The sequence below is a fragment of the Undibacter mobilis genome, from assembly GCF_003367195.1.
Classification (GTDB): Bacteria; Pseudomonadota; Alphaproteobacteria; order Rhizobiales; family Xanthobacteraceae; genus Pseudolabrys; species Pseudolabrys mobilis.
This window is the reverse complement of record NZ_QRGO01000001.1, coordinates 1972935-1995605: the sequence shown is the minus strand read 5'-3', so window position 1 is coordinate 1995605 and position 22671 is coordinate 1972935. Positions and strand designations below refer to the sequence as shown.

At 63.7% G+C, this 22671-nt stretch carries 26 protein-coding genes; 17 read left to right on the top strand and 9 right to left on the bottom strand.

The features are described 5' to 3' along the window. Positions 1-22: 22 nt before the first annotated feature. Complete coding sequence (locus DXH78_RS09405) at positions 23-310, bottom strand: hypothetical protein (protein ID WP_115516784.1); 288 nt, start codon at positions 308-310, stop codon at positions 23-25. Between the two features lie 167 nt (positions 311-477). Between DXH78_RS09405 and DXH78_RS09400 the strand changes: the two genes are divergently transcribed. Then, positions 478-1110: a glutathione S-transferase family protein gene (locus DXH78_RS09400; RefSeq protein ID WP_115516783.1), complete on the top strand. Its 633-nt coding sequence runs from the start codon at positions 478-480 to the stop codon at positions 1108-1110. A gap of 101 nt (positions 1111-1211) precedes the next feature. On the opposite strand, the gene DXH78_RS20230 is transcribed toward DXH78_RS09400, so the two are convergent. Beyond that, positions 1212-1346, bottom strand: coding sequence for a hypothetical protein (locus DXH78_RS20230; RefSeq protein ID WP_283805614.1), 135 nt, complete (start codon positions 1344-1346; stop codon positions 1212-1214). Between the two features lie 357 nt (positions 1347-1703). Between DXH78_RS20230 and DXH78_RS09390 the strand changes: the two genes are divergently transcribed. The 10 genes from DXH78_RS09390 to DXH78_RS09345 all read left to right on the top strand — a co-directional run bounded on the left by DXH78_RS09390 (position 1704) and on the right by DXH78_RS09345 (position 9476). After that, positions 1704-2363, top strand: coding sequence for a thiamine phosphate synthase (locus DXH78_RS09390; RefSeq protein WP_115516781.1), 660 nt, complete (start codon positions 1704-1706; stop codon positions 2361-2363). Then, the gene (locus tag DXH78_RS09385; protein WP_115516780.1) at positions 2360-3334 is read left to right on the top strand and encodes a tetratricopeptide repeat protein; all 975 of its coding nucleotides are present in this window, start codon (positions 2360-2362) and stop codon (positions 3332-3334) included. The genes DXH78_RS09390 and DXH78_RS09385 overlap by 4 nt, the downstream gene beginning before the upstream one ends. Before the next feature lie 56 nt (positions 3335-3390). Then, positions 3391-4179: an inositol monophosphatase family protein gene (locus DXH78_RS09380; RefSeq protein ID WP_115516779.1), complete on the top strand. Its 789-nt coding sequence runs from the start codon at positions 3391-3393 to the stop codon at positions 4177-4179. Positions 4180-4451: 272 nt separating this feature from the next. Continuing rightward, positions 4452-5432, top strand: coding sequence for a MotA/TolQ/ExbB proton channel family protein (locus DXH78_RS09375; protein ID WP_115516778.1), 981 nt, complete (start codon positions 4452-4454; stop codon positions 5430-5432). 86 nt (positions 5433-5518) lie between these two features. Further along, on the top strand, positions 5519-6550 hold the full coding sequence (locus DXH78_RS09370; RefSeq protein ID WP_115516777.1) for a peptidoglycan -binding protein: 1032 nt from the start codon (positions 5519-5521) through the stop codon (positions 6548-6550). Positions 6551-6556: 6 nt separating this feature from the next. Further along, positions 6557-6832 carry a DUF4031 domain-containing protein gene (locus DXH78_RS09365; RefSeq protein ID WP_115516776.1) on the top strand — a complete coding sequence of 92 codons (276 nt, stop codon included), beginning with the start codon at positions 6557-6559 and terminating at the stop codon, positions 6830-6832. Continuing rightward, positions 6832-7293, top strand: coding sequence for a GNAT family N-acetyltransferase (locus DXH78_RS09360; protein WP_115516775.1), 462 nt, complete (start codon positions 6832-6834; stop codon positions 7291-7293). The genes DXH78_RS09365 and DXH78_RS09360 overlap by 1 nt, the downstream gene beginning before the upstream one ends. A 149-nt stretch (positions 7294-7442) precedes the next feature. Then, on the top strand, positions 7443-8324 hold the full coding sequence (locus tag DXH78_RS09355; RefSeq protein WP_245416782.1) for an NUDIX hydrolase: 882 nt from the start codon (positions 7443-7445) through the stop codon (positions 8322-8324). Between the two features lie 259 nt (positions 8325-8583). Continuing rightward, a complete protein-coding gene (locus DXH78_RS09350) occupies positions 8584-8904 on the top strand; it encodes a hypothetical protein (protein ID WP_115516774.1) in 321 nt (106 codons plus the stop codon). A gap of 257 nt (positions 8905-9161) precedes the next feature. Next, positions 9162-9476, top strand: a complete 315-nt coding sequence (locus DXH78_RS09345) for a hypothetical protein (RefSeq protein ID WP_115516773.1) — start codon at positions 9162-9164, stop codon at positions 9474-9476. 133 nt (positions 9477-9609) lie between these two features. Here the strand turns inward: DXH78_RS09345 and DXH78_RS09340 are convergent, their stop codons facing one another. Beyond that, positions 9610-10845 carry a lytic murein transglycosylase gene (locus tag DXH78_RS09340; protein WP_115517826.1) on the bottom strand — a complete coding sequence of 412 codons (1236 nt, stop codon included), beginning with the start codon at positions 10843-10845 and terminating at the stop codon, positions 9610-9612. A 209-nt stretch (positions 10846-11054) separates the two neighbouring features. Between DXH78_RS09340 and DXH78_RS09335 the strand changes: the two genes are divergently transcribed. Then, positions 11055-11621 carry an NADPH-dependent FMN reductase gene (locus DXH78_RS09335; protein ID WP_115516772.1) on the top strand — a complete coding sequence of 189 codons (567 nt, stop codon included), beginning with the start codon at positions 11055-11057 and terminating at the stop codon, positions 11619-11621. 70 nt (positions 11622-11691) lie between these two features. Here the strand turns inward: DXH78_RS09335 and DXH78_RS09330 are convergent, their stop codons facing one another. Continuing rightward, positions 11692-12270, bottom strand: coding sequence for a TIGR00645 family protein (locus DXH78_RS09330; protein WP_115516771.1), 579 nt, complete (start codon positions 12268-12270; stop codon positions 11692-11694). Positions 12271-12533: 263 nt separating this feature from the next. Here DXH78_RS09330 and DXH78_RS09325 point away from each other — a divergent pair, with 263 nt between their 5' ends. Both DXH78_RS09325 and DXH78_RS09320 read left to right on the top strand, forming a co-directional pair. Then, positions 12534-12821: a hypothetical protein gene (locus tag DXH78_RS09325; protein WP_115516770.1), complete on the top strand. Its 288-nt coding sequence runs from the start codon at positions 12534-12536 to the stop codon at positions 12819-12821. Positions 12822-12851: 30 nt separating this feature from the next. Further along, positions 12852-13259, top strand: coding sequence for a (R)-mandelonitrile lyase (locus DXH78_RS09320; protein WP_115516769.1), 408 nt, complete (start codon positions 12852-12854; stop codon positions 13257-13259). A 106-nt stretch (positions 13260-13365) separates the two neighbouring features. Here the strand turns inward: DXH78_RS09320 and ettA are convergent, their stop codons facing one another. Continuing rightward, positions 13366-15021, bottom strand: a complete 1656-nt coding sequence (gene ettA, locus DXH78_RS09315) for an energy-dependent translational throttle protein EttA (RefSeq protein WP_115516768.1) — start codon at positions 15019-15021, stop codon at positions 13366-13368. 275 nt (positions 15022-15296) lie between these two features. Between ettA and DXH78_RS09310 the strand changes: the two genes are divergently transcribed. The 3 genes from DXH78_RS09310 (at position 15297) to DXH78_RS09300 (ending at position 17975) form a co-directional block, all read left to right on the top strand. Continuing rightward, positions 15297-15560 carry a hypothetical protein gene (locus DXH78_RS09310; protein ID WP_168192649.1) on the top strand — a complete coding sequence of 88 codons (264 nt, stop codon included), beginning with the start codon at positions 15297-15299 and terminating at the stop codon, positions 15558-15560. Between the two features lie 102 nt (positions 15561-15662). After that, the gene (locus DXH78_RS09305; protein WP_115516766.1) at positions 15663-16616 is read left to right on the top strand and encodes a D-2-hydroxyacid dehydrogenase family protein; all 954 of its coding nucleotides are present in this window, start codon (positions 15663-15665) and stop codon (positions 16614-16616) included. Positions 16617-16766: 150 nt separating this feature from the next. Continuing rightward, positions 16767-17975 carry an EAL domain-containing response regulator gene (locus DXH78_RS09300; protein ID WP_245416781.1) on the top strand — a complete coding sequence of 403 codons (1209 nt, stop codon included), beginning with the start codon at positions 16767-16769 and terminating at the stop codon, positions 17973-17975. A gap of 68 nt (positions 17976-18043) precedes the next feature. On the opposite strand, the gene DXH78_RS09295 is transcribed toward DXH78_RS09300, so the two are convergent. From DXH78_RS09295 to DXH78_RS09280, 4 genes are all read right to left on the bottom strand, one after another. Then, entirely contained in the window at positions 18044-18232 is a 189-nt protein-coding gene (locus tag DXH78_RS09295) for a hypothetical protein (protein WP_147292599.1), read from the bottom strand. 101 nt (positions 18233-18333) lie between these two features. Then, the gene (locus tag DXH78_RS09290; RefSeq protein ID WP_115516764.1) at positions 18334-20235 is read right to left on the bottom strand and encodes an SDR family NAD(P)-dependent oxidoreductase; all 1902 of its coding nucleotides are present in this window, start codon (positions 20233-20235) and stop codon (positions 18334-18336) included. Next, complete coding sequence (locus tag DXH78_RS09285; RefSeq protein WP_115516763.1) at positions 20232-21008, bottom strand: glycosyltransferase; 777 nt, start codon at positions 21006-21008, stop codon at positions 20232-20234. The genes DXH78_RS09290 and DXH78_RS09285 overlap by 4 nt, the downstream gene beginning before the upstream one ends. A 14-nt stretch (positions 21009-21022) precedes the next feature. Continuing rightward, on the bottom strand, positions 21023-22264 hold the full coding sequence (locus DXH78_RS09280; RefSeq protein ID WP_210209529.1) for a nucleotide sugar dehydrogenase: 1242 nt from the start codon (positions 22262-22264) through the stop codon (positions 21023-21025). Positions 22265-22671: the final 407 nt, after the last annotated feature.

Genomic DNA, 22671 nt, shown 5'->3' with positions numbered 1-22671 from the left:
GCCGAGCAACGCCGCGCTGACTTTACGGGCAGTCGGTCTTGGTCACGGTGGTGTCGGGACCCAGCGCGCGCTCCTTGTGGACAGTCTTCGACGAACATTCGGTCGAGAAGCCCGAGCCGGTCGTGGTGCGCGTCGTGGTCTTGCTGTCGAGGCCGAGCGGACCGGTGCGTTCCTTGGTGGTCACGGTGGTCGAGCTCTCCGGCTGGACGATAACGGCCGGCGTTTCGGTGGTGATGACGGTGGTCTGGGCGTTCGCGGCAACGGCGCCGAGAGCGGTCGCGAGAACGATAGCGGTCAGCTTGAATGTCATGAGTCGCCTCCTCTGGGTGTGTCACCGCCCTAACGTGCAGGCTCGCCCGCGGTTCCTGAAATGCAGGCCGGGGCGGCGACCGCGTGTTCCGGGCCGCATTGAACAGAGGCCGTCAACGCCGTACCGTGCGTGCCGTTCCAAGCAACGAATGATTTGAGGAAACGCCCGTGATCGACTTGTACACCTGGACCACGCCGAACGGCCGCAAGGCCTCGATCATGCTCGAGGAAACCGGCCTGCCCTACACCGTCCACGCCATCGACATCGGCAAGGACGAACAGTTCAAGCCGGAGTTTCTCAAGATCGGCCCGAACAACCGCATCCCGGTGATCGTCGATCGCGACAACGGCCTGTCGCTGATGGAGTCGGGCGCCATCCTGATTTATCTCGCCGACAAGACCGGCAAGCTGATGCCGAAGTCCGGCGAAGGCCGCTACAAGGTCATCGAATGGCTGATGTGGCAGATGGGCGGTCCGGGGCCGATGCTCGGCCAAGTGCATCACTTCGTGAAGTATAATCCCGGCAAGGCGCCTTATGCCGAGGAGCGCTACCTGAAGGAAGCACACCGGCTCTACAAGGTGCTCAATACGCAGCTGGAACAGAGCGAGTATGTCGCCGGCGATTATTCCATCGCCGACATCGCGCTGTGGCCATGGATTTCGCGCTTCGAGTGGCAGACCATCGACTTGAACGAGTATCCGAACGTCAAACGCTGGTACGTGGCGATCGCCGGCCGTCCGGCGGTGCAGAAGGGTTATCAGGTGCCCAAGGATATGGGCCCGATCCCGATGCCCAAGTAGTCACCGGGCTGCGTCAGACAAAAAAAGCCCCGGCTCGCGCCGGGGCTTTTCAATTTAAGTATCGTTCTGCCGTTACGGGCAGAACCAAACCGGCCCGACCATCACACATCCACGACGGCTCCAGTCGCCGGGGCGGCGATCGTAGCGATGCCAGCCGCGGGGCGCAGACCCGTAGCGGTGACCAGCACGATAACGCGGCGGCGGCGCCACATGCCGCCGATAGTGTCGGCGGTCATCGTGGCGATACTGATAGTCTTGGCGATACTGCACGTCGATCACCGGCACGTGCTGCTGGCTGACACCCGTTACCGGTGCGGCAGGAGCCGCGGACGCCGCCGACATGGCGAAGCCGGAGATCAACAAGGCGGCGGCAAAATATACGGCTCTCATAGGGTTCCTCACTTATTGTCGGGATGATGGCAACGTCTTAACCCGGCGAATGTTCAGTCGCGGATGCCACTGATCATTCAACGCGACGCGCGGGCAAACCCTGCGATTCGCGACATTCGTGAAGCCGCAGCCCTTGCCGCCGCAGCCCATCTGTTCCAAAAAGACGCCCCTTTTCCGCCAGATTGAGCTAGCATTCCGCCACCATGGCCCAACGCCCGAAAATCGCCGAGCCGCGCCCGCAGCCGCGTCTGTATCTCATCACGCCGCCGATCGCTGACGCCGCCGCTTTCGCGCCGGTGCTCAAGGCGGCGCTGGCCGCCGGCGATGTTGCGGCCGTGCTGTTGCGCCTGGCGGAAGGCGACGACCGCACGCAGATCAACCGCGTCAAGGCGCTCGCGCCGATCGCACAAGGCGCTGGCGCTGCGCTGCTGCTCGATGGTCATGCCGGGCTGGTGGCGCGTTCCGGCGCGGATGGCGCGCATGTCGCGGCCTCCGATGTCGCCGACGCGCTAGAGGTTCTCAAGCCAGATTGGGTGGTCGGCGTGGGCGGCGTGTCGAGCCGTCACGACGCCATGACGGCGGCCGAGGCCGGCTGCGACTACGTCATGTTCGGTGAGTCCGACGCGCGCGGGCAGCGCCCCCCATTCGAACTGGTCATCGAGCTTTTGTCCTGGTGGGCCGAGGTGTTCGAAATTCCCTGCATCGCTTACGCCGCGACCATTGAGGAAATCACACCGCTGATCGGAGCCGGTGCGGACTTTGTGGCTGTTGGCGACCAAGCCGATGACTGGATCTGGCGCAATCCGCCCAGCGCGCTGGCCGCCCTCACGCCGCTTCTGAAGCTGCCCGAGGCGGCGCTATGAGATGCCCACGCGCCGCGCTGGCGCTGTCGCTCATGCTTCTGACCACCGCGGCGCTGGCGCAAAGCAAGCCGCCGGCCTCGCCGCCGCTGCCTCCACCCGCGCCCAAGGCGCCCGCGGCAGACCCGAACGCCGATCTCGCCTTCGGCGCCTATCAGCGCGGTTTCTTCATCACTGCTTTCAACGAAGCCTCCAAGCGCGCCCAGCAGAACGATGCCGCGGCGATGACGCTACTTGGCGAACTCTACGCCAATGGCCTCGGCGTTGGCCGCGACGACATCAAGGCGGCGCAGTGGTACAAGATGGCCGCCGCGCAGAACAACCGCGACGCGCTGTTCGCGCTCGCCATGTTCGCCTTCGAAGGCCGTGCCGGCACCAACAACCCGACCGAAGGGGCGCGACTGCTCGGCGAAGCCGCCAAGCTCGGCCATCCGGCCGCCAACTACAATCTTGGCCTGCTCTATCTGCAGGGCCAGCAGTTCGCCCAGGATTTCGGCCGCGCCGCCGAGCTGTTCAAGGTCGCCGCCAATGCCGGCAATTCCGAAGCCCAATACGCGCTTGGCACGATGTACAAGGAAGGCCGCGGCGTGCCGAAGGATGCCAAGCAGGCCGCGCTCCTGATGGCGCGGGCCTCGATCGCCGGCAATGTCGATGCCATGGTCGAATTCGCCATTATGCAGTTCAACGGCGAAGGCACCGAGAAGAGCGAGCCGGCCGCCGCCGAAACCTTTCTGCGCGCCGCCCGACGCGGCTCGCCGATCGCGCAGAACCGTCTCGCCCGTATCCTGATGGCCGGCCGCGGCCTGCCTGCCGATCCGGTCGAGGCCATCAAATGGCACATGATCGCCAAGGCGGCCGGTGCTGGCGATCCCGAACTTGACGTCTTCATGGCCAAGCAGACGCCGCAGGTCCGCGAAGCCGCCGACAAGGCAGTCAAGAAATGGATGTCTACCGTTGCCGCGGTAGCCCCTTAACCTCTCCCCCCGCCCGGCGCTTGACGGCACGCATCCGGCCGGGCAGACCCACCGCCATGCACCATTCCGCCCTGTTGAACGTCATGATCGCCGCGGCGCGCAAAGCCGCCCGCTCGCTCAAGCGCGATTTCGGCGAGGTTGAAAACCTGCAGGTTTCGCTCAAGGGACCGGCCAATTTCGTCACCGCCGCCGACCGACGCGCCGAAGAAACGCTCTATGCCGAACTGAGCAAGGCGCGTCCGGGCTATGGCTTTCTCGGCGAGGAAGGCGGCGTGCGTGAAGGTGACGACAAAACGCATCGCTGGATTGTCGATCCGCTCGACGGCACCACCAACTTCCTCCACGGCATTCCGCAATTCGCGATTTCGATCGCGCTGGAGCGCGAAGGCGCCATCGTTGCCGGCCTTGTCTACAACCCGGCGACCGAGGAGCTGTTTATCGCCGAGAAGGGCAAGGGCGCATTCCTCAACGACCGCCGTATCCGCGTCGGCGGCCGCAAGCAGTTGCGCGAAGCGGTGCTTGCCTGCGGCCTGGCCCATATCGGCCATGGCGACCACGCGGTGGTGAAGCGCGAAACCGGCGCCATGCTCGGCGAAGTCGCGGGCTTGCGCCGCCTCGGGGCCGCCGCACTCGATCTCGCCTGGGTCGCGGCCGGTCGCTTCGACGGCTATTGGGAACGCAGCCTGAGCCCCTGGGATGTCGCCGCCGGCATCATCCTGGTGCGCGAGGCTGGCGGCTACGTCTCCGATTGCGAAGGTGCGGACGAAATGCTGGCGAAGGGCTCAGTGGCGGCCGGTAACGAGACCATCCGCAAGGAAATCATACGGGTGATCAAGAGCGCCTGACCCGTCTTCAGAGAGGCTGATCCGCCCCGTCGAGGCTCGCCGCAATAGCGGCTGATACTTCAGTATGACGGATCCGGGTCGGTGCTGGCATCACCCCAATTCCAACCCAATCTGGAGCTTTATGAGTTCCGGCGCGTCGCCGGACAATTTTCGCTTGTCACCGGTCTGTGCCATATTGGCCGGTAATTTCCTGCGCCGGATTCGGCCGGCGGACCCCGCCCTCCAGGACGCGGTCCAAGGACAAGCCCAGGACGCTCAAGCCCAGGACACTCATGGCAAAAGACGTCGATCCGCTCAAATTGTCCTCGCCCCGCATCTTCCTGTTCCGGATGATGGTGTTCATCATCCTGGGCGGACTGATCGCCTTCCTGCTCTTCAAGCAGATCCAGACCGCCTTCATGGCCAATCCGGGCCTCAACGGCGTGATCATCGCGGTGCTGCTGATCGGCATCGTTCTGGCGATCCGCCAGGTGGCGCGGCTTTATCCTGAAATAGCCTGGGTCAACAATTTCCGCCTCGCCGACCCCGGCCTCGCCGTCGAGCGCCCGCCCGTTCTGCTGGCGCCGATGGCCGCGATCCTCGGCAGCCGCGTCGGCCGCATGGCGATGTCACCGCAGCTGATGCGCTCGCTCCTCGATTCAATCGCCACGCGTCTCGACGAGGCGCGCGATATCCTGCGCTACATGACCGGCCTGCTGGTCTTCCTCGGCCTGCTCGGCACCTTCTGGGGCCTGATCGAAACCGTCGGATCGGTCGGCAATGTCATTCAGAGCCTCAAGCCCGGCGGCGACGCCGCCGCGACGTTCGACACCTTGCGTGACGGCCTCGCTGCCCCGCTATCCGGCATGGGCATTTCGTTTTCGTCGTCGCTGTTTGGTCTGGCCGGTTCGCTGGTTCTCGGTTTCCTCGACCTGCAATCGAGCCAGGCACAGAACCGTTTCTACACCGAGCTTGAGGATTGGCTCTCTACCACTGTCTATGATCAGGCCGCCGAGCCATCCGGCGCGGTGACCGCAATGCCAATGGAGATGCGCGGCGCCATCGAGAAGCTGCGCGACGCCGTCGAGCAGACCGGCTCCGGCAAGCAGGCCTCCGTCGCCATGGCCAATCTCGCCGAAGCGATCCAGGGGCTCGTTCATCACATGCGGACCGAACAACAGATGATCCGCGACTGGGTGGACGGCCAGGCCGAACAGCAGCGCGAGATCAAGCGGCTGCTGGAAGTCATGGTGCGCGAGCGCGCGTCGAACTAGCTCCGTTTTACTCAATGCCCGCCATCCTTCGAGGCTCGCTTCGCTCGCGCTCAGGATGACGGAGACAGGTTTGGAGGCCCACCAAGATGGCCCTTGCTAAAAACCGGCGCGGCGGCGAAGGAATGAACTACTGGCCGGGCTTCGTCGACGCGCTGTCGACGTTGATCCTGAGCATCATCTTCATCCTCACCGTCTTCGTTGTCGTGCAGTTCGTCCTGCAGCAGGAAATCTCCGGCAAGGATACGGCGCTGCAGCGTCTCAATGCCCAGATTGCACAACTGACCGAACTCCTGTCGATGGAAACATCGAACAAGGGAGATCTCGAACAGCAGATGGCGCAGCTGCGCGCCTCGCTCGCCACCGCCGAAAGCGACCGCGACAAGTACAAGGGCATCGCCGAGGGCTCGGGCGCCGGACTGGCCGCGGCCCAAGGCAAGGCGTCCGATCTTGCCACCGAGCTCGAAGGCGAGAAGAAAATCTCGGCGCGCGCTTTGGCGCAGGTCGAAATCCTCAACCAGCAGATCGCCGCCTTCCGCCGGCAACTCGCCGCCCTCGAGAGCGCGCTCGACGCCTCCGAGAAGAAGGACAAGGAAGCGCAGGCGCAGATTGCCAATCTCGGCCAGCGTCTCAACCTTGCGCTCGCCCAGCGCGTCGAAGAGCTGAAGAACTACCGTTCCGACTTCTTCGGCCGTCTGCGCCAGATCATCGGCAATCGTCCCGACATCCGCATCGTCGGCGACCGCTTCGTGCTGCAATCCGAACTTCTGTTCGACGTCGGCAAGGCCGACCTCAAACCGGAGGCGCTGCCGGAAATCGACAAGATCGCGGCGGCCATGTCGGAGATCGGCGCCAAGATCCCGGCCGATATTCCCTGGGTGCTGCGTGTCGATGGCCACACCGATATCCGCCCGATCAGCGGCGCCGGCCAGTTCAAATCGAACTGGGACCTGTCGGCGGCGCGCGCCATCGCCGTCGTCAAATACCTCGCCACCAAAGGTATCGCGCCGCAGCACTTGCTCGCCGCCGGCTTCGGCGAATTCCAGCCGATCGACACCGGGACCAGCGATGAAGCCTATCGCCGCAACCGCCGCATCGAGTTCAAGCTGACGGAGCGGTAGGCGCAAATGTCCGTCTACGTCGATGATCCGATCTGGAGCCGCTGGGGCCGCAAATGGTGCCACCTTCTGGCTGACGACATCGACGAGCTGCACCGCTTCGCGCGGGAACTCGGCCTGCATCGTTCGTCCTATCAAGGTCCGCCGAAGACGACCAAGCCGCATTACGACCTGACTGCAGTGGAGCGCGAGCGCGCCTTGCGCTACGGCGCGATCCGCTGCGACCGCACCGGCATCATCGTCGTCCTGCGGCAATTGCAGGCGCAGCTCAGACGGGCGGCGTGATGATGCTTCGCCCCTTCGCGGCGGCCGACGAAGACGCCGCCATCGAGTTGTGGCGGCGCACCTGGACGCAGCATTATCCGCATATCGATTTCGACGCCCGCGTCGGCTGGTGGCGTGAACGCTGGCGCAGCGAACTGGTGCCGGCCTGCGAGATCGTGTTGGCGGAAACGGACGGCAAGCTCTGCGGCTTCGTCACCGTCGATCCAAAGACGCAGTATCTCGACCAGATCGTGGTCGCACCCGAGCAGTGGGGGTCGGGGCTTGCCCACGCTTTGCTCGACGAGGCCAAGCGGCGCTCGCCCACGGGGCTTTACCTGCTGGTCAACAAGGACAATGCCCGCGCCATCGCTTTCTATAAGAAACACGGCTTTGTTTATGACGGCGAGGACAAGAACCCGGTGTCAGGTATCGCCGTGAGCCGGATGCGCTGGCGACCGTCAAAGACATCCCGTGGTTTGTGACAAGCCTTTGTCACACAACGAACTGTGCGGAATTGCCCCCAGCTCCTTGCGCCGCGCATTTATTCGCTGATGGCGCGGCGCGTTTTTGCTAAACCGAATCGGCCCCCGACGACCAACATCGGTCGCACTACGGGGCGGGAGCGAGCGGCGTGGCAGGCAAGACGATCGAGGCGGCGGGCGGCATTGTCCTGCGCAAAGGCGCGGGCAAGCTCGTTGCCGTCGTGCAGCGATCGAAAGACGATGCTTGGGTTCTGCCGCGCGGCAAGCTGAAGCGCGACGAGAATCCCGCTGCGGCGGCGCGCCGCGAGGTGGTCGAGGAAACCGGGCATCGCGTCGAGGTTCACGAGTATCTCGGCGCCATCACCTACCGCGCCGGCGGCCGGCCGAAGGTGGTCCAGTTCTGGCGCATGGAAGCCGACCCGGAACCCAGCCACGAGTTGATGCCGGACATCGTTGCTGTTGACTGGCTGCCTCTGAAGGCCGCCATTCGGCGCCTGAGCTATCCGCTGGAGAAGCTGTTCCTGCGGCACGCCATCGCGCGGGCGCTCAAGAAGCAGCGGGTCAAGAACGCGAAAGTGAAGACCGTTGTCGCCAAGGCGAAAGCCGGCAAAACCGACAACACGAAAACGGGCAAGGTGAAGCCGGCAAAGGCCGGCAAACGGAGTCACAAGCGTAAGCTCAAAAAGTCTGCGCAAAAAAAATCCGCGAGCAAGGCGGCGGCGCGGCAGCACCCCAAGCTCAAGCGGCAGGCCAAGGATGCGCGGCGCGCCGGCAAGACCAAGGATCGCGCCAAAGACCGCGGCAAGCGTAAGGCCAAGGACAAAAAGAAAAACAAAAGCGAAGGCAAGAACCGCAAGCCGAAGAAAGATCGCAACAAGGCCGCCGCGCCGATGGCGCCACCGAACACCGCGAAGACCGCCCTCGTCGCGGCGCCGCCAGCCCGGCCTGCGGCGCAGCCTCAAGCTGTTGAACGCAGCCCGCATCCGCGCAAGACCATCCTGCAACGGGTGCTCGGCCGACTCGCCGGCTGAGCACCGCCGCCGCCACGATTTCTCCGCAATCGGACGAGCGAAAGCGCCATTTCATTAGGAATTTTGTGCGTCGGCGTTCAGTCTGCGTTCACGTGGAAAGCAGGAACCTCGTGGCTGTGAACGACGTTAAAATTAGCGTCGATGTGCCGCAGGAATGCCGCAACCGGCCCGTTCAATTGGCAAGTACTCGGCAAATCCCTTCGGCACGTACGTTGGGCTAGTCCCGTTAATAGCAATCGGCGAACCCAGGAGGTGCGCTATGACCAGTTTCCGCAAATCCCTGACGGCGCTCGGCGCCGCCGCCATCATCACCATTGCCGCGGTCGCGGCGCCGCAGCCCGCTGAAGCGCGTGGCGGCCGTGTCGCCGCCGGAATCATCGGCGGCTTGGCGGTCGGTGCAATCATTGGCGGCATGGCCAGTGGCGGGTATGGCTACGGTTATGGTCCCGGCTACTATTATGGACCGCGTCCCTATTACGCCCCGGCGCCCGTGTACTACGGCCCCCGCTGCTGGTGGCAGCGCGAGCGCGTATGGGACGGTTATGGGTGGCGGCTGCAGCGCGTCCGGGTGTGCGACTAGACATATGACCTTCGGTCATGAATCGGCCCCGCCGTCGTCCCCCACCTTCCGTCATGAAAAGGCCCGGGTTCTCCTGGATCCGGGCTTTTTGTGACCCCCGTCACAGCCGCCCTGCCCCCGCCGCGGTACCAAAGCATAACAGACGCGGGGTCTGCGGCGGTTCCTGCCTCACTGCCTTAAGCTTCGCGTAACGGGTTCGGCGCAATCTCCAAGCCAACCCCGTTCAACCCGGGCGCTACGCCCGAAAGGAAGATGCCATGAACGTCAAGGTTCTCGCCCTCGCCGCGGCGGTTCTCTCGGTCGCTGCGCTGCCCACGACGGCGGACGCGCGCTGCCGCGGCTGCGGTGTCGCCGCCGGTGTCGTCGGCGGCCTGGCGCTGGGCGCCATCATTGCCGGCTCCGCCAACGCCGGCCCGCGCTATTACGAAGAGCCGCCGGCCTATTACGCCCCGCCGCGCCGCGCCTATTACGGCGGCCCGGCCTATGTCGAAGGCCCGGTCTGCCACATCGAGCGGCAGCGCTTCTGGGACGGCTATGGCTGGCGCTCGCGCCGCATCGAAGTCTGCGACTGATCTGACAACCGCCCTCGCCCGGTATCACCATCCCGGGCGAAGACGCGAACACCCCCGAAGGACCTGACGGCCGCCTGAACCTCCGGCCGTCACCTTCGGGGATTTTTTTGGCCTGCCGAAGCGCTTTTTTGTTTTACCGCCGCATATGGGCGAGGACTGCCGCCGTCGGCCAGCAATCGACCTTCAAGCCATTGGCCTTCTGGTACTGCCCGAGCGCAGCCCGCGTCAGCATGCCGGCCTTGCCGTCGATCTTGTCCCGGTAGAGCCCGAGGTCGGTCAGGCGCTTCTGCATCGCCTCGACGTCCTTGGTCTTGAGCTGATCGCTCTTGCTCCACGGCGTCATGAAGGCTTTCGCGCCGGCAATGCGGTCGGCGAGATGGCCGACGAACAGCACATAGAGATCCGAGAAATTGTAGTCCTTGATGACGAAGTAATTCTTCGGCGTCAGGAATGACGGGCCGTAAATGCCTTCCGGCTGCAACAGCGACGCCGGCAATGCCAGCTCCTGCGCGGTGAGCTTGCGCGGCGGTGTCAGCAGATAGCCGCGCTTGACCCATTCGCCGATCGGCATCTTCGTTTCCGGGGTGCCGATCGAGCAATCGCCGTTCTCCGGCGCGCGCACTTCGTAGGCCCAGCGCTCGCCGCGCGCCCAGCCGCGGCCGGTCAGCTGGCGCGCCGCCGACGCGAGCGCATCCGGCACCGAGCGGAAGATATCGACGCGGCCGTCGCCATCGAAATCGACGGCGTAGCGATAATAGTCGGACGGCAGGAACTGCGTCAGACCGAGCGCACCGCCCCATGATGAGCGCAACGACGCGCGCGGCACGCCGTCCTGCAGCATCTTCAGCGCCTGGACGAACTCGCCCTGATACATCGCCTTGCGCCGGCCGACATAGGCCTGTGTCGCCAGCACGCGGATGCCGTCATGCGGCAGCTTGTAGGCGCCGTAATCGGTCTCGCGCGCCCAGATGGCGAGCACGACATCGCCCGGCACGCCGATCTCCTGCTCGATGCGCCGGAGCGTCGAGCGATACTGCACGGAAAGTTCCTGGCCGCGCCTGGCGAGGCGGTCGAAGCTCGACTCGCGCAGATATTGCGATGGCGTCTGCACGAATTCCGGCTGCCCCGGCTGCGGCTTCTCCGGCTGGCCGGGAATTTCGAGATCGGGCAGCGAAAAATCCGGCGTCAGCCCCTTGATCGCCGCGTCGAACACCGGCCGCGTGACGCCTTCCTGTTGCGCGCGCGGCCACATCGATTCGAGAAAACGATCGAAGCCCGCATCGGCGCGCGCGTGATTCGCACTCATCAGCGCAACGATGAGGACGAATGACGCCACATGTAGTTTGCGTGACGCGAGCCAACACAGCATCGGCGATCCTCTCGAACGTTCGGGGAACATCCGCGAATCAGAGAACGGATAGTGTCCGGTAAATCCAACCTTAATGCGATGAGCCCAGCGCGTCCAAATATGCGCGGCCTGCAGCATGGTTAGCGGTCGGTATACCCGATGTGCCTTGAACGCGATGAGCGGCAGCGTCTAGGAAGCATGCAGTCCTCACGCCGTCACAAGGTTCATCCATGGCCATCAAGCTGAACATCATCGTCTGCAGCACACGTCCAGGCCGCATCGGCCTGCCCATTGCCCGCTGGTTTGAATCCGCCGTCAAGAAGGACAGCCGCTTCGCGCCGACGCTGGTCGATCTCGCAGAGATCAATCTGCCGATCTACGACGAGCCGCGCCATCCGGCTATGCAGCAGTACGAACACGCGCACACCAAGGCCTGGTCGGAGACCGTGAAATCGGCCGACGCCTACGCCTTCGTTATGCCGGAGTACAACTACTTCCCGCCGGCGGCCCTCATCAACGCCCTGACCTATGTGTTCAAGGAGTGGAATTACAAGGCGGCCGGACTGGTGACCTATGGCGGCGTATCGGGCGGGCTTCGCGCCGCGCAAGCCGTAAAGCTGATGCTGAGCACCATGAAAATGGTGCCGCTACCCGAAGGCGTGCCGATCCCGTTCGCCGGCAAACAGATCGAAGACGACGCGTTCAAGTCCAACGAACTGATCGACGCCAGCGTCAAGACCATGCTGGACGAACTGGCGAAGTGGTCCGGCGCGCTGGCGCCGCTGCAGGGCAAGTAATCTCTTCTGCCCAACAAAAAGGCCGCCCGTCGTTCAACGGGCGGCCTTTTTCATTTCCAGGGGATCCGCGTCAGTGATGCGGCTTCACGTAAGAGTCCTGGCTGATCTTCTCGACATAAGCGATGCCGATCGCCGAGATCACGAACAGGAAATGGATGATCGCCTGCCACATCACACCGGTCTCGGTGTATTGCGAGCCCGATTGGCCAAGCTGCCCGGCGTAGATGAAGGTCCGCAGCAGATGGATCGACGAGATGCCGATGATCGCCATCGCCAGCTTGATCTTGAGCACGCTGGCATTGACGTGGGACAGCCACTCCGGCTGGTCCGGATGCCGCTCAAGCTCGAGGCGCGAAACGAAGGTTTCGTAGCCGCCGACGATGACCATGATGAGCAGGTTCGAGATCATCACCACATCGATGAGGCCCAGCACCACGAGCATGATTTCCTGCTCGGTGAACCGCATGGCGCCGCCGACGAGGTGGACCAGTTCCTTCAGGAACAGGAAGACATAGACACACTGCGCGACGATAAGGCCAAGATAGAGCGGCAGTTGCAGCCAGCGCGAGGAGAAGATGAGCTGCGGCAGCGGACGGAGCTTGCCGGCAAGTTCGGGGGGCGGGGTCGGAACGTCGGCCGACATCGACATGGCGTGGGCTACCTTCAAGGAAAACGGGTTGCGCGCCCGGCGGGACGCCGGTCGCGAGCGCAGGATTTATAGGCGATTCGCCCTGCGACAAGATGGCCGGCCGGCGGTCGTCTGCGCCAAGAGGCCGCGCTGTCCCGTCACAAATTTGCCGAACGACCGGCCGGCCGCCGCGTTTCCGGCCAGGCCTTCCAAGCGGCACCGAACAGTGGGATCGTCCGGCGGGCCCGGGGATTTCCGGATCGGGATTGGGGGAATGTGAGACAATGAAAAAGATGGTCTGGGCGACAGCCGTCGCCGCGATCGGCCTGATCGCCAGCACGGCGGTTGCATCGGCGCAGGTGTGCGTCCTCGGTATTTTCGGCGCCGCCATCTACGTGGCCGCGACCGAGAAGCGCGAACTGACGCAAAAGGAAGCGATGACCTGCGGCCTGTCGCGCATGTTCGACGACAAGAAAGACGACAAGGACGCGGCGAAGGCCAAAGGCAAGAGCGTCAAGACCGCCAAAACGACGCGCGCCAAAGCCGCCGGCAATCAAGAGAATAAAGAATAGGCCCGAACGGGAAAGCTCAAGGAGAACGACATGGACATCAAGCGCAGCGGCTCGCGGCCGTCGACCAAGCCATCGCCCGATTATTTTACGGGTGCCGTGCGGCAGGACCCGCTCAACGAAGCGCCGGAGCCGGCGCGCGTACGCGCCGTGCTCGTCACCTTCGAGCCCGGCGCCCGCACCGCCTGGCACACGCATCCGCTCGGCCAGACCTTGATCGTCACCTCCGGCCTCGGCTGGGCGCAGCGCGACGGCGGCCCGGTCGAGGAGATCCGCCCCGGCGATGTGGTGTGGTTTCCGCCCGGCGAGAAACACTGGCACGGCGCCGCGGCGACGACGGCGATGAGCCATATCGCCATTCAGGAGGCGCTCAATGGCAGCGTCGCGACCTGGATGGAGAAGGTGAGCGACGAGGACTACGGCAAGGGGACGAAGGGGTAGCGCCAAGCGTCGACCAGACCGAGACGCTGCCCGTACAAATATTATATTGCGGAACTCGACCCGTCACACCGCGGCGCGCGCCACAAGGCGCGCCTCAGATGACGGCTCAGCGCGTGAACTTCTTGTACTTCAGCCGGTGCGGGATGATGCTGTCGGTGCCGAGACGGCGCATCTTGTCCTTCTCGTAATCCTGGAAGTTGCCTTCGAACCATTCGACATGGCTGTCGCCCTCGAAGGCCAGAATGTGCGTCGCGATACGATCGAGGAACCAGCGGTCATGGCTGATGATCACGGCGCAGCCGGCGAAATCCTCCAGCGCCTCTTCGAGCGCGCGCAGCGTATCGACGTCGAGATCGTTGGTCGGTTCGTCGAGCAGCAGCAGGTTGGCACCGGTGCGCAGCATCTTGGCGAGGTGAACGCGGTTGCGCTCACCGCCCGACAATGAGCCGACCTTCTTCTGCTGGTCGGCGCCCTTGAAGTTGAACAGCGAGACGTAAGCGCGGCTCGGCACTTCCTTCTTGCCGACCATGATCTGGTCGAGACCGTCCGAGATTTCCTCCCAGATGGTCTTCTTCGGATCGAGCGCGTCGCGCGACTGGTCGACATAGCCGAGCTGCACGCTCTCGCCGATCTTGATGGTGCCGGCATCCGGCTTGTCCTGGCCGGTGATCATGCGGAACAAGGTGGTCTTGCCGGCGCCGTTCGGGCCGATGACGCCGACAATGCCGCCGGGCGGCAGCTTGAAGGTGAGATTGTCGATCAGCAAACGATCGCCGAAGCCCTTCGACAGGCCCTCGAAATCGACGACGTTCTGGCCGAGACGCTCCGACACCGGAATGGTGATCTGCGCCACGGTGTTGGTCTTGGCATTGGCGATCTTGAGCAGTTCCTCGTAGCGCTCGTAACGCGCCTTGGATTTGGTCTGACGCGCCTTGGGCGAGGACTGCACCCACTCGCTTTCGCGCTCCAGCGTGCGGCGGCGCGCTTCGTCCTCGCGGCCTTCCTGCTCCATGCGCTTCTGCTTCTGCGCCAGCCACGAGGTGTAGTTGCCCTCGTAGGGAATGCCGCGGCCGTGATCGAGCTCGAGAATCCAGCCGGTGACGTTGTCGAGGAAGTAGCGATCGTGGGTTACGATCAGGATCGCGCCGGGATAATTGCGCAGATGGCCTTCGAGCCAGTTCACGCTTTCCGCATCGAGATGGTTGGTCGGTTCGTCGAGCAGCAGCAGGTCCGGCGCATCGAGCAGCAGCTTGCACAACGCGACGCGGCGCTTTTCACCGCCCGAGAGCTTGGTCACCTCGGCGTCATCCGGCGGGCAGCGCAGCGCGTCCATTGCCTGATCGACCTGGCTGTCGAGGTCCCAGAGATTCTTGGAGTCGATCTCGTCCTGGAGCTTCGCCATCTCGTCGGCGGTCTCGTCCGAGTAATTGACGGCGAGCTCGTTGTAACGGTCGAGGATCGCCTTCTTGGCGGCGACGCCCTCCATGACGTTTTCGCGGACGGTCTTGTTCGGATCGAGCTGCGGTTCCTGCTCGAGATAGCCGACGCGGGCGCCGTCGGCGACCCAGCCGTCACCGGAAAACTCGGTGTCGATGCCGGCCATGATGCGCAGCAGTGTCGATTTACCGGAACCGTTGACGCCGAGCACGCCGATCTTGGCGTCCGGGTAGAAGGACAGGTGGACGTTATCCAGCACCTTCTTGCCGGCCGGATAGGCCTTGGTCAGGCCCTGCATGTGATAGATGAACTGACGACCGTTCATGGCCTCTCAAAACCCCTCAAATCCGGCCGCCTCTGGCAGCGCGCAAACGATGGCCGGCGCGCGAAAGACGCTGGCCACGCCCCAATGTCGGGAAAATCTGCGCTGGATGTAGCGAGCGGAACCCCGAAGGGCAAGCCATCGCCCGGCCGTCACCGGCGCTTTCGGCCGGCGCGCCGGTAAAGGGTCTGGAAAGGCTGTCGCGGAAATTCCCTTTGCGCGGCGGGATTTAAAACCCGCCTTAAGAGCTGACCGGCATCATCGGCTGCAACAAGACCATGGCGCGCCAGAACGGCCGTCGTGGCCGGGCGGGGTGTCCCGTCCTCAAGAAGGACTCTGGTGTCATGGGTCGGGCGATCTCGGCCATTTCCGGTTCCGCGGCGGGCTTCCTGCACCGCCCCGTCGTCAGCCTCGGCCACTCGGCCGCCCGCTTCTGGCGCGACCTCTCCCGCCTGATGTTCCATCCCTACCGGCCGGAACGGCATTACATGCGCGGCCCCGGCCCGGCCTGCGCCAAGAAGCGCGGCCAGACGCAGAACTGATCCGCCGCCGCTACCCTTTCCTTTCCCGGCTCCGTCCGTAAGGTGGCGCCGCCCGGTTCAATCCGGGCGTTGCGACAAGCACACTTTGGGAAGGAAACAACCATGCTCCGGGCCGCCATTCTCGACGACTACCAGGGCGTGGCCCTCAAATTCGCCGACTGGTCGCCGGTGGCGGGCGAGGTCGAGATCACGGTGTTCGACAAGCCGTTCAAGGATCAGGCCGAGACCATCGCGCAGCTCCAGGGCTTCCAGATCGTCGCCGGCATGCGCGAGCGCACGCCCTTCCCGCGCGCCGTGATCGAGGCGCTGCCGGACCTGAAACTGCTGATCACCACCGGCGCCCGCAACAATTCGTTCGACCTTGCCGCCGCCGCCGAGCGCGGCGTCACCGTGTGCGGCACCGGCACCTTCGGCAATCCCACGGTCGGCATCGCCTTCGGGCTGATGCTCGAACTGACCCGCCATATCGGCCACGAGAATGCGCGGATGAAAGCGGGCGAGCCGTGGCAGGTCACCATCGGCCGCGATCTCGAAGGCCTGACGCTGGGCATTGTCGGCCTCGGCAAGCTCGGCAGCCGGGTCGCCGCGGTCGGCAAGGCCTTCGGCATGAACGTCATCGCCTGGAGCCAGAACCTGAAGCCAGACAAGGCCAAGGAAGGCGGCGCGACCTACGCGACCCGCGAGGAGCTGTTCGCGCAGGCTGACATCGTCACCATTCATCTGGTGCTGAGCGACCGCTCGCGCGGCCTGATCACCGCCGACGATATCGGCCGCATGAAGAAGGACGCCTACCTCATCAACACGGCGCGCGCGCCGATCGTCGACCAGACGGCGCTCTTGAAGGCGCTCGACGACAAGCGCATCGCCGGCGCCGGCCTCGACGTGTTCGAGATCGAACCGCTGCCGGTCGATCATCCCTATCGCAAGCTCGACAATGTCGTGCTGACGCCGCATCTCGGCTATGTCAGCGAACAGACCTATCGCAAGTTCTATCCGGACATCGTCGAAGACATCCGCGCCTTTCTCGACGGCAAGCCGGTGCGCGTTATCACCTAGCGGCGCGCCACAAAGACAATTGAATGCAGAGTTGAATTGCATTCGCTCGATTAATCCTAAAGCGACCTATAGCGGTGCATGACTCTGCGGAGGTAAGATCTGCCCCGGCGGCGACGCTAAATTGGCCCGATCGAAACCCAGGGTCGCGCCATGATGAACCAGCAGCCACCGACAAACGCCGTTTCACTCAATGAATTCGGACGTCGCCGCGTCAGACCAAGCGTTGTCATCGCCGACGACAAGCCGCATATCCGCAACTTCGTGCGCGACGCGCTCGAAGACATGGGCTTCATCGTCGAAGACGGCGGCAGCGACAGGCTCGTCAACCTCACCGCCGGCCGCAAGATGGATCTCGTCATGCTCGGCCTCTCGGCCGGCGGACTGACCGCCAGCCGCGCCCTCGAAACATTGGCCGCGACCGGTTTCGACGGGCAGATCATGATCTTTGCGCCGGCCGAACTGCCGATGGTCGAAGCCCTGTACGAACTCGGCGAAAGCCTTTCACTCAACATGCTGCCGTTGCTGCCGACGCCATTCAGCGACGAAACCTTGCGCCAGGCGGTCAGCAGGCTCGCCCCGCAGGAGCCGGTCATATTGCCGACGCTCGACGCCGCGCAGGCCCTGCGGGCCGGCTGGCTGGAGCTCTGGTATCAGCCCAAGATCAATGCGCGCTCGCTGACCATCGACGGCGCCGAAGCCCTGATCCGCATGCGGCATCCGACATGGGGCATCGTGCCGCCGGCGAACTTCCTGCCCGACCCGGACGATCCGAATTTTGCCGAACTGTCGTTCTTCGTCTTGTCCCGCGCCGCCGCTGACTGGCAGGACTTCGCCGCCGACCATGGCCACATCGAACTCGCGGTCAACCTGCCGCTGACTTATTTCAGCGATCCCCTGGCGATCGAGTCGCTGATCATGCGGTTGCCGCAGCATCCGGCCTTCGAAGGTCTAATCGTCGAAGTTAACAGCAACGAATTGGCCAGCAATATCGAACTCGCCCGCAGTGCGGCACGCCAGTTGCGATACTTCAATATCGGCCTGTCGATCGACGATCTCGGCGCCGACTGGCCATTTCTCCTGGAAATCGGCGACTGTCCCTTCGTCGAGATCAAGGTGGACCGGGAATTCGTCGATGGCGTAGCCAACGACCGACTCAAGCAAACCACATGCCGCAGCATCGTCGAACTGGCCGATCAGCTCGGCGCCCGTACCGTGGCGGAGGGCGTCGAAACCCGCGCCGATTTCGTCATGGCGCGCGAACTCGGCTTCGATGTGATCCAAGGCTTCTTTTTTGGAAAGCCGATGCCGCCGCGCAAATTCGCGCGCCACACATTGCGCGAGCCAGTCAGAATCAACTGATCAAAAAAGCCCGCGCCGGTTTCGGCGCAGGCTTCTGATCTATCGAAGATGAATGCGCGGTCGACGCGTTACTTCTTCTGCTTCTTTTCAGCTTCCTTCTCCAGCGGCTCGACATCGGTCGGGCCGGTGATGCCGGGATTGAATGACGGCGGATCGCTGGCAGGGAAGCTTTGATCGGAACTGGAGACGACCTCATCCTCTTCGTTCTTGATGCGCTCGCGTTCTTTTTCGGCGTGTTGTCTTGGCTTTTCGGTCACAGCGTCCTCCATGGCCGCTCTGCCCATGAGGCGGCTCACAGACAACGGCCAAAGGCCGTGCCAGGTTCCCGTTTGGACGTTCGACGAAAAACGCCGAAAACTCAGGCCGCCTCGCCGCGGAACTCAGGCACCGCGGCGCGCAGCACGTCGTAGATCGTTTCACGCTCATTGCGCTCGATCGCCTGCTCCACGGTCGCGAGCCAGACCCGAACCGCATCGAGCGAGGCCTGCACCGGCTTAGCCGCCACGATGCCTGCCAAACCGATCTCGGCCATCTCTTCTTCGCTGGAAAACAGGATTTCGTGCAGACGTTCGCCGGGGCGGACGCCGGTGAAAGCAATCTGGATGTCGCGGCCTGGTTCGAGGCCCGACAGGCGGATAATGCGCTCGGCCAGATCGACGATCTTCACCGGCTGGCCCATGTTGAGCACATAGACCGACGCGCGGTTCTCACCGTCGCCCTGGGCGTGGCTGGCTGCAGTGACAACGAGATCGCAGGCTTCGCGGATGGTCATGAAATAACGCACCATGTCCGGATGCGTCACCGTGACCGGGCCGCCGGCTTCGATCTGCGCCTTGAACTTCGGCACCACCGAGCCATTGGAGGCGAGCACATTGCCGAAGCGCACCGAGATGAGCCGCATCGGCGTCTCGCCGGGCACGGCACGGCGCCTCAGATCGGCATCGAGCGCGTCGCAATACATTTCCGCCATGCGCTTGGTCGCGCCGAGCATGGACACCGGCTCAATGGCCTTGTCAGTCGAGATCATCACCATGGCAGACGCACCAGCCGCGGCCGCCGCATCGGCGACGTTCACCGAACCGAGCACATTGGTTTTCACACCTTCGTCCCAGTCACGCTCCAGAAGCGGCACATGCTTGAGAGCCGCGGCGTGGAAAACGATATCCGGCTTGAATTCGGCGATCAGCCGCGCGATGCGCGCACGGTCGCGTATGTCGGCGATGCGGTCGAGCAATTCGGCGCTGCTCTGCACTGTCTTCAGCTTCTCGGTGATCGCATGCAACGCCGGCTCGGAATTCTCCAGAATGAGCAGCCGCGCCGCGCCAAAGGCGATGACACGCTCGCAGATCTCCGAACCGATCGAACCACCACCGCCGGTCACAACGACCGACTTGCCTTTGATATAGTGCTCGAGCCGCTGGTAATCGATTTTGGCAGTCGGGCGAAGCAACAGGTCCTCAACCGATACCGGCAGCAGTTGTACGGCCGCGTCGCCGTCGAGCGACGGCAACTGGCTCAGCGTGAGATTGAGCCGGCGCGCACGGACCAACAGCGATTCCGGTTTCACCTCCGGGATCATGGCCGACGGCACCATGACGATGCGCGTGACCTGAGTGCCGCGATCAGCGAGGTCGGAGACCGCGCGCTCGAGGTCGCTGAGATCGCCGAGCACCGGGATCGAGCGGATTGACTGGCCGCGGTCGGACGATGACGGCGACAAAATGCCAACCGGCCAGATCTTTTTCACGGCCCCGCTTTCGATGGCGCGGATCAGCACTTCGGCATCTGCCGTGCGGCCGAGGATCAGGGTCGGCGCAGCATCCGCCACGCGGACGCGCTGCAAGGTCCGCATATAATGCAGATAGCGATAGGCGATGCGCCCGCCCCCCAGGAAAAACATCTGGAGGACCCAGTAAAGCAGGATGGTGATCTTGCCGAAGAAGAACTCGCCATAGACGTTCGGCGACAACAGCACATAGTCGAGCGCAACCAGCGACACCGCGAGCACCGAAGAGGCGCGCACAATGTTGAACAGATCGGGCACCGAAGTGAAGCGCCACTTGCTGGTGTGCAGCCTGAATAGAAAGAAGACGGCGGCGGCAAAAACCGCGAAGATCGGCAGAAAGAGCTTGAGACCTTCCATCTTCGCGGCGAGCTGCACCACGTCGAAGCGCATGACAAAGGTAACAAGAATCGCCGCGATGGCCGCGACGACATCGTGGAGCACAATCAGATACTGGCGCGGCGTCAGGGTTTTCATGTCGCGGGCTTCCAGGTCTGACGCAAGGTGACGGAGTTGGCCGGACGGCGCAGGAAGGTCGTGGCGAAGGCGTAACGATACCAGCGAAGATAGGCCGGCAACCAGTGCAGCACCCGGAAGCGGCTGGCACCCTTGGTGCGCTCGATCCACTGCGCCGGCACTTCGGCAACCGGCCAGCCGAGGCGATGGCATTTCACCAGCAATTCGATGGAATAGCAGAAGCCGCTGTCGGATTCGACGGCAATCGCGTCGATGACGCGGCGCGAGAACAGGCGGAACCCGCTGGTCGGATCGTGCGTCGGCAGCCGCGCAACATGGTGCAGCGTAAAGGCGGCCGTGCGCACCAAGGTGGCCTTGAGCCAGGGGCAGCCGACCATACTGCCGCCCGGAATGAAACGGCTGGCGCAAACCAGATCGGCGCCCGCCGCGGCCTTTGCCACCATGCCATCGAGAATGCCGCCGTTGAAATCGTCATCGGCCGGCAGCACAATCACGAAAGGCGCAGTGCTCACGGCAAAACCGGCCATCACCGCGCCATGGGCGCCGCGGCCGGGATTGCGGACATAGTCGATGGCCATGCCGCCGAGACGGTCGCGATGCGCGTCGATCGTGGTCAGGGTATCGTCGTCGGGTCGGTCGTAACAGATGAGCACGCGAAACGGCGTGCGCACGTTATCGCGCAGCGAACCTAGCGTCGAAAGAATATTCGGGCCTTCGTTGTAGACCGGAATGACGATATCGAGCCGCGCGGTCATGTCGCTTTCGACGCTCATGGGGGCGCCGTGGCTCAATAGACCACGTTGGCATTCTTGAGGCAGCCCCAGATGTCGGCCACCGGCTTGCCGGCGAAGTCATGTTCCTTGTAGGCCGAATGCGGCGTACACAGAATGAGCAGATCGCTGCGCTTGACGACCTCGTCGAGCGGAAGCAGCGACGGATCGGTGGTGACGAAGGGATCGGTGGTCAGCACGTCGCGGGCATTGGTCAGCAACGTGCGCTTGATCTTGTAGCTCAGCGAAGCGCGGACGTCGTCGATCTCGGCCTTGAACGCCATGCCCAGCAGACCGACGGTCATGCTGGACAGGTCGAACTGCCGCTTGAGATCCTCGATCATGTGAAGGGCGAGCCCTTCGTTGATCTGCATCGCGGCGTGGCCGATGTTGAATTGATTGCGCGCGAAAGCGGCGAGCTGCATCGTGTCCTTGAACAGACACGGGCCAGCGGCAAAGCCAGGACCGGGCAGCGTGCGGGCGCGCGGATAGTTGTGCTTCATCGCCTTCATGATCGCCGTGTAGTCGGCGCCGGCCGACTTGGCGATCATGTAGAACTGGTTGGTCGCGGCAAACTCGATGTAGCGATAGGCATTGGCATAGAGCTTGGCGAGCTCAGCCTCGATCGGCTTGACCTTCACCACCTCGGGCGCGATGCGGGCGAACAAGGCCTCGGCCTCGGCTTCGGCTTCCGGTGTCGTGCCGCTGACGATCTGCGGCATCTCCGCCAGTTCCTTGATGCCGTAGCCTTGCACGACGCGCTCCGGACAAAAGGCGATGCGGTTCTTGCGGCCAAGGCGCTGGAGATAGTCGTGCAGCCAGTCGGTGGTGCCGGGAAATACCGTCGAGCGCAGGACAATGAGTTGCTCGTCATTGATATGCGGCAGCAGGTCGTCGATGCACTTCTGTACCGCGGCGGTGACGGGATTGAGGAATTCGTCGACCGGCGTACCGATCGTGACCACCACCGGGCCGTTGCCGCGGATGGCGCCCGGGGTCGAGGTGAAGACCAGGCGGTTCTCGGCCAGCGCCTTGGCCAGCAGCGGGGCGGCGCCATATTCGATGAAAGGCAGCTTGCCGGCACGCAAGGTCGCCAGGGTTTTCTCGTTCAGGTCGTTGACGTTGACGGTCAGCCCGGCTTCGGCAAAGGCCAGCACCAGCGGGATGCCGACATGGCCGGCGCCGCCCACCACGGTAATGTCGGGCGCGGTGTCGCCCTGCCGGGCCGAAACCTCGGGTGTGCTCGACGCGTAGTTCACAAGTCACCTGTGCTCTAGAGGCCGGACCAATATAGCGAATTTTCGCCGCCTGCCGAAGGCGCATAATATCCTGCGGCCGGAAGGGCATAGGCCGTCCCGGCGAGGGTCGCAATGGGAGCCTCAGGTGTTGATCTCAGATTTGATTACAACTATAACGTGTATGCATCGCTGATTCGCCAAATGGAGCGAGACAGGTAATGGATTCCGCTATGCCGGTTTGGAGGATTGTACACCAGAGTCCCGTCGCCCGCCGGATCGCGCCGTCCTCGATTGGACTTGTGTTGAACTATGACGGCCGGGAAGCCCGCCTGAGTATCGCCCTTGGCGAGCCCCTCAGCACCAGCGGTTCCGAAGCCGATTCGATCCTTGCCGAACTCAAGATTCTTTACAACGCGATTGGGACTATC